At 40.7% G+C, this 14317-nt stretch carries 11 protein-coding genes and 2 pseudogenes; 1 reads left to right on the top strand and 12 read right to left on the bottom strand.

Annotated features, from left to right (window positions below):
• Nucleotides 1–198: 198 nt before the first annotated feature.
• From AC1M9J_RS07660 to AC1M9J_RS07620, 9 genes and pseudogenes are all read right to left on the bottom strand, one after another.
• Nucleotides 199–1044 carry a hypothetical protein gene (locus AC1M9J_RS07660; protein WP_481596119.1) on the bottom strand — a complete coding sequence of 282 codons (846 nt, stop codon included), beginning with the start codon at nt 1042–1044 and terminating at the stop codon, nt 199–201.
• Nucleotides 1045–1058: 14 nt separating this feature from the next.
• Complete coding sequence (gene aroB / locus AC1M9J_RS07655) at nt 1059–2138, bottom strand: 3-dehydroquinate synthase (protein ID WP_035263978.1); 1080 nt, start codon at nt 2136–2138, stop codon at nt 1059–1061.
• Between the two features lie 25 nt (nt 2139–2163).
• The gene (gene aroK, locus AC1M9J_RS07650; RefSeq protein ID WP_035263975.1) at nt 2164–2706 is read right to left on the bottom strand and encodes a shikimate kinase AroK; all 543 of its coding nucleotides are present in this window, start codon (nt 2704–2706) and stop codon (nt 2164–2166) included.
• Between the two features lie 36 nt (nt 2707–2742).
• Nucleotides 2743–4473, bottom strand: a pseudogene (locus AC1M9J_RS07645) (type IV pilus secretin PilQ); the annotation flags it as partial.
• Between the two features lie 360 nt (nt 4474–4833).
• A pseudogene (locus tag AC1M9J_RS07640) lies at nt 4834–5055 on the bottom strand (AMIN domain-containing protein); the annotation flags it as partial.
• A 196-nt stretch (nt 5056–5251) separates the two neighbouring features.
• Entirely contained in the window at nt 5252–5779 is a 528-nt protein-coding gene (locus tag AC1M9J_RS07635; protein ID WP_035263973.1) for a pilus assembly protein PilP, read from the bottom strand.
• The gene (locus AC1M9J_RS07630) at nt 5779–6507 is read right to left on the bottom strand and encodes a type IV pilus inner membrane component PilO (RefSeq protein ID WP_481952106.1); all 729 of its coding nucleotides are present in this window, start codon (nt 6505–6507) and stop codon (nt 5779–5781) included. The genes AC1M9J_RS07635 and AC1M9J_RS07630 overlap by 1 nt, the downstream gene beginning before the upstream one ends.
• Complete coding sequence (locus tag AC1M9J_RS07625; RefSeq protein WP_035263969.1) at nt 6504–7130, bottom strand: PilN domain-containing protein; 627 nt, start codon at nt 7128–7130, stop codon at nt 6504–6506. Before AC1M9J_RS07625 ends, AC1M9J_RS07630 begins: the two co-directional genes overlap by 4 nt.
• Nucleotides 7130–8188: a pilus assembly protein PilM gene (locus tag AC1M9J_RS07620; protein ID WP_035263966.1), complete on the bottom strand. Its 1059-nt coding sequence runs from the start codon at nt 8186–8188 to the stop codon at nt 7130–7132. Before AC1M9J_RS07620 ends, AC1M9J_RS07625 begins: the two co-directional genes overlap by 1 nt.
• 168 nt (nt 8189–8356) lie before the next feature.
• Between AC1M9J_RS07620 and ponA the strand changes: the two genes are divergently transcribed.
• Nucleotides 8357–10882, top strand: coding sequence for a penicillin-binding protein PBP1a (gene ponA / locus AC1M9J_RS07615; RefSeq protein ID WP_481596116.1), 2526 nt, complete (start codon nt 8357–8359; stop codon nt 10880–10882).
• A 32-nt stretch (nt 10883–10914) separates the two neighbouring features.
• Here ponA and AC1M9J_RS07610 read toward each other — a convergent pair whose 3' ends face one another.
• The 3 genes from AC1M9J_RS07610 to AC1M9J_RS07600 form a co-directional block, all read right to left on the bottom strand.
• A complete protein-coding gene (locus AC1M9J_RS07610; protein WP_180028177.1) occupies nt 10915–11721 on the bottom strand; it encodes a putative RNA methyltransferase in 807 nt (268 codons plus the stop codon).
• 71 nt (nt 11722–11792) lie between these two features.
• Nucleotides 11793–12911, bottom strand: a complete 1119-nt coding sequence (gene mraY / locus AC1M9J_RS07605; RefSeq protein WP_092767279.1) for a phospho-N-acetylmuramoyl-pentapeptide-transferase — start codon at nt 12909–12911, stop codon at nt 11793–11795.
• Nucleotides 12912–14315 carry a UDP-N-acetylmuramoyl-tripeptide--D-alanyl-D-alanine ligase gene (locus AC1M9J_RS07600; protein WP_035263958.1) on the bottom strand — a complete coding sequence of 468 codons (1404 nt, stop codon included), beginning with the start codon at nt 14313–14315 and terminating at the stop codon, nt 12912–12914.
• Nucleotides 14316–14317 lie beyond the last annotated feature (2 nt).

The raw sequence follows: 14317 nt of genomic DNA, 5'->3' as shown, positions 1-14317 counted from the left end.
AAAATAGGGACAATTTACTTAATCAGTGCACCAATAAAGCAAAATCTATGCCAATATTTATTTATTCCGTGCAAGCGTTTTATTTCAATTATTTTGTCATTATTAACCGAAAAGGCACCAAATTAGAACCACTTTATCGCACCAATGATGTGCAAATTTATTATGCTTTCGTTTAATTTTGCGCCATTTTATAACATTTTAATTAAATGGATCACTAATTTGAGCCTCTTGATTCCGCTTATCCGTATTATTCTTTGAATTATCGCTCGAAATAGGGTCAACATTCGATTGCGAACGTCTCACATCAACCACATTTCCTGACTGATCTTTTCTTGTAATAGTCACATTGGTTGTTGCCTTAGCAGGATCAACCACAGGGGTTGGCTTAGGACGAACCAGCAATGACTCATCAATCAATGGTACCGCTGCAGGTCGTAATTTAATTTCGTATAATTTTGCAGTTGTTAGTTCTTCAGAACCCATGTCATTGACTTGACCCACAAACTGATTAAAGCCAGCAACTTTAGGCGCTACAGAAGGTGGTAACTTTAAATCCAATCCATTTAAAGTTGTCTTGGCAGCACCTTCCCCCATAAACAGCCCATAACCCAAAATGTACTGTTCAACTTGATCCTCACCACTCAAACGAAAATAAATGTATGGTTTACGATCAGTTTGCTTATTAAGAAAACTTTTAATTACATCTTCATTGGTAACGCGAAATAGTTCGATAAAATAATTATTTTTATTGTCTTGAATAAACTTTGTGCCTCTAAATTCAGGCAAATGGTTTCCTGAAGCCACTTTACGCGCAGTTAATTCCAAAGGTCGCACTTGATCAGTCAGCCCGCCCAAATAATTTGTTGCTGCCACCTTTTCAGGTTGAATCTGGACTTGAGTTTCTTCAATTTGCTTAGACTGAGTAACCAACTCTTTGCTATCAGTCAAAATCCAGAATACAAAAGATGCGACTAAAAACAGTATGCCACCGATCAACCAAATATATTGTTGCGCTGTGCGTGGGGATGAGTGGCGTACCGTCATGAGAAAACCTAAGATTATGCTTGATTACGTAAAATCGCTTGTTTCATTAATTCCACATCAAACTCTTTGGTAATTACTGCTTGCCCTAGCGACTTCAAGAGCACTAAACGTAATTGACCATTCAGGACTTTTTTGTCATGAGACATATATGCCAAAAATTCATCAAGTGGAATTTGAGGACATTTTATCGGTAATTTCGCACGTTGAATGATAATTTTTGTACGTTCAAGGTCAGCTTCTGTGATCCACCCCATTAAATAAGATAAATCTGCCGCCATCACCATTCCCGTCGCCACAGCCTCACCATGTAACCACTCACCATATCCCAGATAAGATTCAATCGCATGTCCAAAGGTATGACCTAAATTCAGTAATGCACGCTCACCCTGTTCTTTCTCGTCATTGGCCACAATTCGCGCTTTATGTGCACAAGAGCGGTACACTGCTTCAGCAAGTAATTCTGGATGTTGTGCAACCAGACCATCCATGTTTTCCTCAAGCCATGCAAGAAAATCAACATCTCCTAATAGGGCATACTTAATGACTTCAGCCAAACCTGCTGATAACTCACGCTCAGGCAATGTTTTAAGTTGCGCCATATCCGCAAGTACGACCTGTGGCTGCTGGAATGCGCCAATCATGTTTTTGCCTAATGAGTGGTTGATTCCAGTTTTACCGCCAACGCTCGAATCGACTTGCGATAGCAGCGTAGTCGGGACTTGAATAAAATACACTCCGCGTTGGAAACAAGCTGATGCAAATCCAGCCATGTCACCAATCACCCCTCCACCCAAGGCAAGCACTGTACAATCTCGGTTAAATCCTGCCTCAAGCAAGGCATCAAAAATTAAATTCAAATGTTCAATATTTTTATAACATTCACCATCAGGTAGAACACATGTCTCAACTTTTTTACCTAAACCTTCCACAGCTGATACATAGTGATTTAAATACAACGGTTTAACCGTTTCATTGGTGACAATCATGACCTGTTGCCCATGAATATAGGGTTCAAGTAATTGTTGCGGATCTAAATCACTACCAATGAAAATAGGATAACGGCGTTCACCGAGTTCAACGAATAAGGTTTGCATGATGTTATAAGCCAATAAAACAAATTTAATTCAATTCTTTTGCGACAATCACATTAAGAATACGTTGTGCCAAATCACGCGCAGCACCTTGATTCGTTTCAATAATATGATGTGCAACTTCACGATACAGCGGATCACGAATATTCAATAATTCACGTAATTTCTGTTCAGGATTTTCGACTTGTAATAAAGGTCGATTTTTATCACGGTAGGTTCTTTGAAGTTGTATTTCTACGGGAGTATAAAGATAAATCACAATACCTCGATCTTTTAGATAAGATCGATTAATCGACTGAGTAACTGCACCGCCACCCGTCGCAACAACTAAATTTTGTTTTGATGTTAAATCATCAATTACCAGTGATTCACGATGTCTGAATCCCTGTTCACCCTCTTTCTCAAAAATCCATGGGATGGTCGCCCCAGTTTTTCTTTCTATCTCATGATCACTATCAAGAAACTCTCGATGAAGTAAATCTGCAAGATGTCGACCAACGGTTGTTTTACCAGCTCCCATGGGCCCTACCAAATAAATATTCGGTAGGGTTTCAAACTCTTTGCTTGGCAAGGAGTCACCTATTGAATTGCTTTCATTGAAACTATATTAATTGTTTCTAGTTTGCCTGTCATTAACAATTCTTGGTGTCACAAAGATTAATAACTCACGCTTATTCTCTGTTTTACTGTCTTTACGGAATAGACGACCAACAGCAGGAATATCACCAAAGAAAGGCACCTTGGTTTGGTTAAAAATCGTTTCTTGCTCGAAAATACCACCTAGCACCACAGTTTCACCGTTGTTCACAAGCACATTGGTATCAATTTGATTTTTGTTCAAAATGATTTCCCCATTCTGTGCATAACCTGCTGGTGAATCACTGGTAATGTTCAATTTCATTTGAATTTTACCATCAGGCGTAATACTTGGTGTTACCTCTAAGCTTAACAACGCTTCTTTAAAGGAAGTCGTCGCCGTTGCAGCACCACCTGCAGTTTCAGTGGTTTGGTAAGGGATTTCCTGACCTGAAGCAACTTTCGCTTGTTGCTTATCAGCAGTGAGAACTTTTGGGGTAGAAATAACTTCACCGTAGCCATCAGCTTGTAGTGCCGACAACTCAAGGTCCAGCATAAAATCAGACATATTGATTAAACCAAATGCAATTTTACCTGCAGCCCCAGCCACACCTAAATCCACATTTAAGTTATCAGGACGTTGAATATTATAACGACCATCCTCACTTGGTGATTTTAAATCCCACAGCGTTTGATCACTACCACCAACCAAAAGATCATTATTGGTTGCAACACCTTTCGATACTACACCCCATTTCACACCCATTTCTTTTGTGAAATCTGTTGTCGCGCGTACAATACGAGCTTCGATCATGACTTGTTTTACAGAAACATCCAGTAAATCAATCATCTTGCGAATTTGATCAATTTTTTGAACTGTATCGTTAATAATCAATGTATTGGTACGTGGATCAATTGAAACTGTACCACGTGGACTTAATAATGACCCGACACTGTCCCCCAATGGGTCAGTTGTTGAGTTTGTATTATTACCATTAGATGAACGACTGTTACGACCTTCAGTAATCAACTTTTCAATATCTTCAACTTTGGCATAGCTCAATTGAATATATTCGGTTTGTAATGGTGCTAATTTCACACTTTGTGCAATGGCTTTCGCCTCTTCTTCTTCGGCTTTAATCAATTCTGGAACAGGTGCAATCCAAATCACGTTTCCGTTGCGACGCTTATCCAAGTTCTTGGTTTTCATTACAATATCAAGCGCTTGATCCCAAGGCACATCTTTTAAGCGTAATGTAATATTCCCTTGAACTGAATCCGAAGTCACCATATTAATGCCGGTAAAATCAGCCAACAATTGTAATACGCGGCGCACTTCAATGTCTTGGAAGTCGAGAGAAATCTTATTACCTGTATATTTCGGTGTACGATTTTGGCTGCTTAAGCCTTTTTTCTCTTCTGGGCGTTTTAGACTGATCGTTAACTTACCATCTGTTTGATAAGCCATATATTCAAAGCTACCACTCGACTGAATGGAAATTACACCATTCGACTTATCATTATAAGCGTCTACTGTAGAGACTGGCGTGGCAAAATCATTAACGTTTAAACGGCGCACCAAATGCGATGGAATTTTGTTACCGAGGAAACGCACCACAACTTTGCTACCTTGCTGTTGTACATCTACTGGTGTATCTGCTGTTTTTAAATTCAGTACAACTTGTCCCTCACCTGCACTACCGCGCTCAAAACCAATATCTTGCAGTCCTTGTTGTACTGCTTGATAAGCGACAGGTGCTGGCGGTGTATACGCAACAGGCTGCTGATAAACAGGAACTACTGGAGGTGGTACAGGTGCTGAAACTTGCTGACTAACCACTGATGTAGGTGGAGCGGCAGGTCTTAACACAGTAGGCGTTGGTGCAGTTGGTTTCAATACCTGCTGTGCTGCAACAGGAATCACAGGTGTTGGCGTTACAGGTGTCTCTGCCACAGCTGTAGCCGCAACAGGTGTAACGTTATTCGTCAGATTAGGACGTATGACTGGCTTTAAAACACTTGGTTTAGTCGTTGGTTCTGCTGCTTTGGCTTGTGTAACCACTGGCGCCGCTGGTGTTGCCACTTTCGCAGAGTTCGGATTATTTATTTTTAAAATAAAGGTATTGCCTTCAACACGTGTCGTGTAGCTACCTTTCTGCGTTAAATTGACAGTTAACCGTGAACGCTGATCATTAGAAATGACTTCAACTGAGTTTGCTTCAGTGGTCGACACAGGTATTTTAGTATTCGCCAGTGTTTGACCTACCTGCATAAAATCCAAAACGAGTCGAGATGGATTTTCCAATTGATATGACTGTGGCTGTGGAGGTAATCCGTTAAACATGACACGGATTTCTGTTCCTTGACCTGGCACCTGCAAAGGCACAATATTGGTCATCGTAGTTTTAGCCGCCGCTGCCTGCATAACAGCTATAGAAACAGTGGTCATAGCGAATTGACGAAGAAAACGGTTCATATACTGTCGATCCCCACCCCAAAAATTTTGCATACTCTTTTTCATTGTTATTCCTTAACTCGTCTTAACCAACAGGCCCAAGCAACACTAAGCTTCTTGGTCTTTCGATATAACCATCTCGACCATCTGAAACAATTTCAATCAGATCGATTTGAGTCGGCGTTATCTTCACGATGCGCCCTTGGTTCATCCCCATGTAATTACCACGTTGCACACGCTCAATCTCACCATCAGGGGTTTGAATCAAAGCGAGAATCTGTCCATTGTTACGTTTTAAACTTCCTTTAAAGTTTAACGTTTCCAATGCATAGCTTTCTAAAGGCTGTGGTTGACGATTAAAATTAGGATAAACACGTTTACCCGACATGATTCTTAGCTCTGTTGCCAATGAGTTTGGCAAGAATGGACTTCGAAGTTGATGCGCCGAGTAAAGAAAATTTGGAACTGGATTAAATACAGGTGCCGGTTCTATCGGTAAAGGTGGTTGGCTACGAATATTCGCCATTTCTTGATTGACCGCATCAATACGCGAATCACATCCCACCATAGTCGCTGCAATAACTAATCCGCACAAAAGCTTAAATGATTTCATTATTGTCCTCCTGCTGGCATATCAGCTGGTGGAACAACCGCTGAACCTACCGTATCTTCAGTCGATGCAACATAACGATATGTTTTGGCTTTTAATGAATAATTGATCAGTGGAATATCAGATTTTTTATCTGCACTTGGCGTCGCTGTAATCACAAAATCATGCAAAGTCACGATACGCGGTAAAGACGCAATTCCACTCACAAAACGCCCAAATGAATGATAATCACCTGTCGTTTCTATCGAAATTGGCTGCTCAATGAAGAATTCTTGAGCCACTTCATTTTCGAGACGGATATTTTTAAATTTGAGTCCTGAATTCACACCTGTTAAGTTGATGTCCTCAACTAAACTTGGAATTTCTGTTTCTTTTGGCAATTGTTGTAATTGCTCATTGAAATTCATTTCCATTTGTTGCAACTGTGCTTGGTATTGCTGCAAATTACGGAGCTTAGAATCCTTTTCTTTAAACTCTGTCAGTAAATTTGCCTCTTGTGCTTTAGCAAGATCAATAGATTCAAGTTTTGGTTTAATCACCAAAAAGTAACCAATAGAACAAACAAATAGGAAAATAAAAATCCAACAGGTAATTTTTACAGACAGTGGCCAACTACCGTAGTTATTGGAGTCCAAAGTATTAAATTGCTGAAAGAACTTTTCAACAGTCATGGACTTCTTTTTAGGTACAGTGACATCTGAATCAAAATCATTTAAATCATTACGACTCATGGTGCACCTCCCACATTATTCGCGTCCATCTCTGATGTCGGTTGAGCAATTGCACCCAAGTCGACAGTCACGATAAATGTACCGTAAGACTCTTCAACTCGAGGGATTACCGAACTTGGTGCTTTTTCCTTCACTTCTGGCGCAGCCAAGAATGAATTCATAAATGCATTTCGGTACCACTGGGAAGCTTCTAAACCACGTAATAACTCTGCTACCGCATTCGGACTTTCAGCTTTACCTTCGATGGTAAATTTATTACCAGTACGGGTAAATTTCGTCAGATACACTGTTTCAGGAACAACACGTACCAATTCATCTACTAAACGCACAGTAACAGGTCGTTGACCTTCAAGACCTTGAATCAGTTTCATCCGCTCAATCACTGCATTTCGACGTTCTTGCAATCCTTCCAAGGATTTTAATTGAACGTCTAAACTTTGATTGGTGCTTACAATAAGTTGGTTTGCTTGTTCTTGGTCTTGCAATTTATGATTCAAGAAGAACCACGCTGCTAAAACCGATAAAATCGCAAGTAATACCACTGCGATACAGATATAAACAAATTGCTTTTTTCGCTGTTCTCTTAGCTCTTCGCGCCAAGGGAGTAAATTAATTTTAGCCATTAATCAAAACTCCTCAATGCCAAGCCACACGCCACCAATAATGATGGTGCATCATTTTCTATTTTTTTCAGGTCGATTTGAGGAGAAAAGCCCATTTGTAAAAATGGATTAGCTATAGTGACGCGATATCCCAATTTTTGTTGCATCATTTTTGCAAGACCTGGGATATTGGCATTACCACCCGCCAATAAAATATGATCAATCTCGTTAAATTGAGAAGAAGAGAAAAAGAACTGTAATGAACGCGCTGCTTGTTGAATCACTGCATCAAGGAATGGCATTAAAACTTCTGTTTCAAAGTCATCTGGTAAGGTGTTGTCTTTTTTAGCACGCCCAGCTTCATCATAAGATAAGCCATAACGATTTTGCACATCTTGAGTCAATTGCTTACCGCCAAACACTTGTTCGCGCGTGTAAATAATTTTGCCATTTTGCATGACTGACAAAGTCGTCATGGTATGACCAATATCAAGAACGCCAACAAGATTTGCACCAATCGGCAATGTATCTGCAAAGACTTCAAAACTACGTTCCAGTGCATAGCTTTCAACATCGGCAACTTTTGGGGTAAGGCCGACCAAATCCAATACTTCAATACGAGAGTCCACGTTTTCAGTACGTGTCGCAACGAGTAGAACGTTCACTCTGTTTGGATTGTTTAATCGCTCAGGAAGCACTTCAAAGTCTAAACTGACTTCGTCAAGTGGGAATGGGATATATTGCTCAGCATCCATACGAATCTGAACTTCACGCTCATCATCGCTCATGTCGGCATCCATCTCGATGACCTTGTGAATCACCATAGACGTAGGCACTGCAAAAGCAGCATTCGTTGATTGCGGATTTGCAATATTAATCGCGCGCTCTAAAGCATCAGCCACGTTATCCTGATTGAGGATGTTTTTTTCAACAACACTTCCATCAACCAATGGACTTAACCCGTAACTTTCAACCCAATAGCGACCGTTTTTAACTGATAGCTCTAATAGCTTAACAGAGGTCGAACTAACATCTACCCCCACTAACCCCTTATTTGGCTTACGATATAGTCTAAGCACAATGCAATTCCTATTATTTTTTTGTCCCCAACAACAGCACAATACAAACTAACTACACTTGGTCTAATTTTTTTGCGGATATAATAACTCAACTAACATTCCGTTAAATGAGAAGCTATACTGACCTTCTATTAGTTTGCCTTTAGCACCTATTAAAACTTACTTGTTATGAAAAAGCTATCTTGTTGTGGACAGATTCACCCTTTTTTTTTGCTGATTATCATTATCTTAGTCACAATTCCAATGGGATTTTATGGAATGTATCTCTATATTGCACCATCTTTGCCAGAGATGACTGCTTTTAAGAAGGCTCCATTATTAAAACCGCTGCAAGTTTATACAGCAGATAACCAATTAATCGCAGAATATGGTGGCAAACTTTCTGTTCCAGTTGAATATGAGCAAATCCCACAAGATTTTATTCATGCTTTTTTAGCTGCAGAAGACTCTTCTTTTTTTGAGCATAGCGGTATTAGTTTTAAAAGTTTAGGACGTGCAGTCAGTGAATCGATCACGGGTTCTGACATTCAAACTGGTGGTTCTACAATTACCATGCAGGTGGCTAAAAACTATTATTTAACACCAGAACGAACTCTCAAGCGCAAACTCACCGAAATTTTCTTAGCACGTAAAATCGAACAAAAATTATCTAAAGAAGAGATTCTTACCCTCTACGTCAATAAAATTTTCCTCGGTAAAAATGCTTATGGCATCGCTGCAGCAGCAAAAATTTATTACAACAAGAATTTAGACGATCTTTCAATTGCCCAAATGGCAATGATTGCAGGATTACCTAAAGCACCCTCTAAGTATAATCCTGTGGCCAATCCTGAACGTGCGTTAGAACGTCGCAATTGGATTTTAGGTCGTATGCTACAGTTGGGTTATATTAGTCAAATTGAATATGAAGATGCAGTATCAGAGCCTATCGCTTTGGACATGCCTGATCGCGGTATTAACAATAAATTCCCTTATGTCGGTGAAATGGTTCGTTCTGAACTCGTCAAAAAATTTGGCGATCTCGCGATCGATTCAGGATATAAGGTTTACACCACTATTGATTACAATCGTCAAGCCTTTGCCGAAGAAGCAGTTCGTGTTGGTTTAGAAAGTTATGACCGTCGTCATGGATGGCGTGGCCCAGAAGCCCATGACAAACCCTTAAAAGACTTTGTACCATTTGCAAACACCTATCCTGCTGAAGTCACTAAAGTTTTAAGTAATTCTTTTGAAGCAACTTTACAAGATGGTTCATCAGTCACTGTTCCTTGGTCTGGCATGTCTTGGGCGAGACGCTATCGCAATGCCAATAGTGTGGGTGGTGCACCGAGCAATGCCTCACAAATTGTAAAAGTCAAAGATATTGTTCGTCTACGTCCAAATCAAAATCGTAGTATGTGGTCCTTGGTACAGGTGCCTCGTGTACAAGGTCAGTTAATTGCACTTAACCCAAATGATGGCTCAATTGTCGCGATCGTTGGTGGATATAATTTTTATCAATCGAAATTTAACCGTGCACTGCAAGGTTGGCGTCAACCTGGCTCTATTATCAAACCATTTGTCTACTCGCTTGCACTTGAACGAGGTATGACGCCGCATACCATGGTTAGTGATAATCCCATTACCATTGGTAAATGGTCACCACGCAATTCTGATGGGCGCTATTTGGGGATGATTCCATTACGTCGCGCTTTATATTTGTCACGTAATACTGTCTCTGTTCGCCTTTTACAAACAGTCGGTCTAGAACGTACTCGCCAATTGTTTATGGATTTTGGTTTGCAGGATGATCAGATTCCACGTAACTACACGATTGCATTAGGAACACCTCAAGTACTCCCTGTTCAAATGGCAACAGGCTATGCCGCAATTGCCAATGGCGGTTTCCGCGTGCAACCTCACTTCATTAGCCGTATTGAGGATGCTTACGGCAAAGTGATTTATCAAGCCAATCCAGAATACGCATGTATTTCATGTATTAAATCTCAGAAGCAAGATACAACCTCTGCTGAAGCAACAACACCAGACGACGAAATTATTGAAGTTACCAATCAGTCTTTAGAGGATAAGCAACCCACTTTAACTGATGAAGAGCGTAGCCAATATCGTCAAGCACATCGAATTTTAAAATCCAGTTCAGCATTTGATATGGCGAATATTTTACGAGACGTAATTCAGCATGGTACTGGTCGCGCAGCATTAAAAATTGGTCGTGGTGATTTAGGAGGTAAAACAGGAACAACCAATGATGCAAAAGATGCTTGGTTCGCTGGCTTTAACGGCAATCTAGTCGCAGTTTCATGGGTAGGTTTCGACCAACCGACTACGCTAGGTCGTCGTGAATATGGGGGTATCGCTGCTCTTCCAATTTGGAGTGACTTTATGGAGAAGTCGCTTGCCAATACACCATATGCTTGGGTAAGTTTAGATAAAAATGCAAAAGCTCCTTTAACTCGAGAACAACGTGGTCGTGTACATACATTAAACCATGAGCAAAAAGATAAAACTCCACCTTTAGCTCGTCCAATTTATCGCCCTGCTCCAGTGGTAGCACCAACGAATGATCGCGATTTTGATGATCTACCAGATAACGATCAACCGTTAACGCCGACGTCGTCGACACCACCGGATATGAATTCAACACCACAAGTTAAACGAGATTCAATCGAAAATTTGATTAATCAAGTTCAATAACCAAAATAAAGCCCTCTAAAAGAGGGCTTCTTTTAACTTTTCTTTTTTAAAATATAGATCTGAAACTCTGCACTCAGTTCAAATTTTTCAACTTGCTCTAATTGCTCACGCCGTTCAGGTTTGGCCTTATAAGCATATGGCGTCATTGCGATAAGACACTTTAGGTCATTTTGGTTCAACACCAATGGTGCCTGAATTAAGCTTTCATCAATTAACTCAAAGTGCTCGCTCAACTGTGCTACAAATTTATGTGGCTCATGTGCCTTAACTTCTTCAAATAGTGCTTCTCGCATTTTATATAAATGTTGTGGACCTGGGGTAACAACCATTAAATACCCCGATGATTTTAATACACGTAATATTTCCGCCTCGGGAATAGGACTAAATAAACTGGTACATAAATCGATGGTCTCGCTTAAAACAGGCAACACAGCCCCCGTACCCACAACCCAAGTGACATTTTGATTTAATTTTGCTGCTACCTGAACTGCAGTTTTAGCAATATCCACCCCCACAACTTGTATCGCTTCAGCTTCCATTGCATTGGTGTAATATCCTTCACCGCAACCAATATCTAAAAGATTTTCAATACGTAATTCTCGGATTTTAGCAACGACAGCTTGCTGTAATGGCGCATAAAATCCCGCTGATAAAAACGACCGTCTAGCTTGAACAGACTCAGGGGTATCCCCTGGATTTTTACTATGTTTATGCTGTACGACATGCAAATTCACATAACCTTGCTTTGCAATATCGTAACTATGATTACTCTTGCAGCGCCATGTTTTCCCCTCAAGCGCCAATGCCTCGCGACAAACAGGACACATCAACAGATTCATCATTTTCTCCAAAAAATTTTAGCGATGAAAAAAAGTCGGCATAAGCCGACTTGATCTCATTTGATTCTTGCTTAGCGCAATTTTAAGGTCATTAGACCTAAAACTACTAGCATAATTGTGATAATCCAGAAACGGATGACCACCTGTGTTTCACGCCATCCTTTCTTTTCATAGTGATGATGTAACGGCGCCATAAGGAAAACACGTTTATTTCGCATACGAAGCGAACCGATTTGTAAGAATACAGAGACTGCTTCGACTACAAATACACCCGCCATAATTGCAAATACAATTTCCTGACGTACCATCACCGCAATAGTTCCCAGCATCGCTCCAAGCGACAAGGCACCAACATCACCCATAAATACTTGTGCAGGATGCGCGTTATACCAAAGGAATGCTAAACCTGCACCTATCATTGCAGCACAAATAACAACGAGTTCAGATGAATATTTCACATAGGGAATATGTAAATAATTTGCAAAACGAACATCACCCGCCAAATAAGCAAACACCCCTAGGCCCGCCGCAACCAATACAATTGGCATAATTGCAAGACCATCTAAACCGTCAGTCAGGTTAACAGCATTCGACGCACCGTTAATCACTAAATAAGTGAATATGATAAAACCGATCCCTAAAGGTATTACCGATAAAGGAATTGTAAGATCTTTAAAGAAAGGGATCAGCAAATCCAACATATTCGCAGTGTGTACAGGATTAGTTTGCTGAGTCGCAATTACGTAGAGTGATATCCCTGCACCCAAAGAAGCGACAGATGTCCAAAAAAACTTCTTACGCGCTGGCAAACCTGCATTGTCTTTATAACGGATTTTAATCCAGTCATCCGCCCAACCTACGGCGCCAAATATCACCATCACGCCAAGCACAATCCAAACATAAGGGTTTGAAAGATCTGCCCAAAGTAAAGTTGAAATCCCAATAGAAAGCAAAATAAGGAGACCACCCATGGTTGGTGTTCCCATTTTTTTGGCATGGTTTTCCGGAGCGAAAGAACTTACCGCTTGGCCATATTTTAAAGCTTGTAACTTACGGATCATAACAGGACCAAGAACTAGGCCTATCGTGAGTGCTGTCAAGACACTGAGCAGCGCACGTAATGTTAAATAACGAACCACTTGGAACGAGCTGTGATAGCCGGAAAGTTGTTCAAATAACCATAACAGCATTTAGAGTTTCTCCATCAAATCTGCCATCAACGTTTCCATATGGGTATAACGAGAACCTTTGAATAAGAAACTCATTTTTTGCGGTTGATGTGTTTCGATTAGACTAATTAAAAATGGTAGAGCTTGCTCTTGATTGAGGAAAGCTTGTAACTTTTTCCCGTACTGAGTACTACGTGCGCCTTCCTGTGTTGCTGGTGCAAACTCACCAACAGCAACGACAAAGTTGAGTCCGCGAATCGAAACCAAATCTCGCCCGAGTAAATAATGTTGTTGAGCAGCAGTCGGACCTAACTCACCAATATCCCCAATCACCATGACACGAATACCTTCTTGCTGTGCAAGCACTTCACCCGCTGCACGCATCGAAGTGGGATTGGCATTGTATGTATCATCGATAAATAAAAAATCATTTTTTTGAATAAAATTCAAACGTCCCTTTGCACCCACAGCTTGTTCTAAACCCGTGACAATATCATCCAAGCTGATATTTAATGACAATGCAAAAGCAGCAGCAGCCAAAGCATTTTGAACATTATGCTCACCAGCAAAAGGTAAATCCACGGGTTGGACACCTACAGGCGTATGTAATTTAAATTGAGCACTCTGTGGATTCAGCTGAATATCTGAAGCATAGACATCGCCACCTTCTCCAAAACTTAAGGTTTTTGTTGTTTTTACACTTTGACGGATCTGGTCTATATAATCATCAGCTGCTGGCACGATCGAAGTTTCTGAAACATGACCATAGATTTCAGATTTAGCTTTACAAATTCCGTCACGCCCACCGAACTCACCAAGATGAGCCGTACCAATATTAATAATACCCGCAACATGAGGTTGAACGAGCTTCGAGGTATAGTCAATTTCTCCTTGATGACTTGCTCCAAGCTCCATCACTGCATATTCATGATCTGGTCGAAGCTCTAATAGCATCATAGGCACACCTAGATCATTATTGAGATTACCTCGCGTGATCAATGTCGGTGCTTTGCGAGCAAGAATACTACCAAGCATTTCTTTAGTCGTGGTTTTGCCGCTACTACCAGTCAGTGCGATAACTTTTAATTGCGCATGTTGAGCGCGACGAAATGCACCAAGCATACCTAATGCTAATCTCGTATCTGTTACCACCAACTGACAAATATCAATGTCTAAAGGCCGCTCAACAATCGCAATCTGACAGCCTCTTTCAGCCACTTGTTGAACAAACTCATGCGCATCAAAACGCTCACCTTTCAGGGCTAAAAAAGCATCCCCCGACTCCGCATGACGTGAGTCTGTCAAAATACGCTTTACTTCTCCAGTCGGTTTTTTATCATTCAACCAATACCCTTGAGTAGCAGCAACAAGATCAGACAAAGTCCATGGGACAAGTGTCGCAGTACTTGTAGTAGATGTGTGCATAA

This window comes from Acinetobacter sp. ANC_7588, assembly GCF_056783995.1.
The sequence above is the reverse complement of the archived record's forward strand: the minus strand, read 5'-3'. Positions and strand labels throughout refer to the sequence as shown.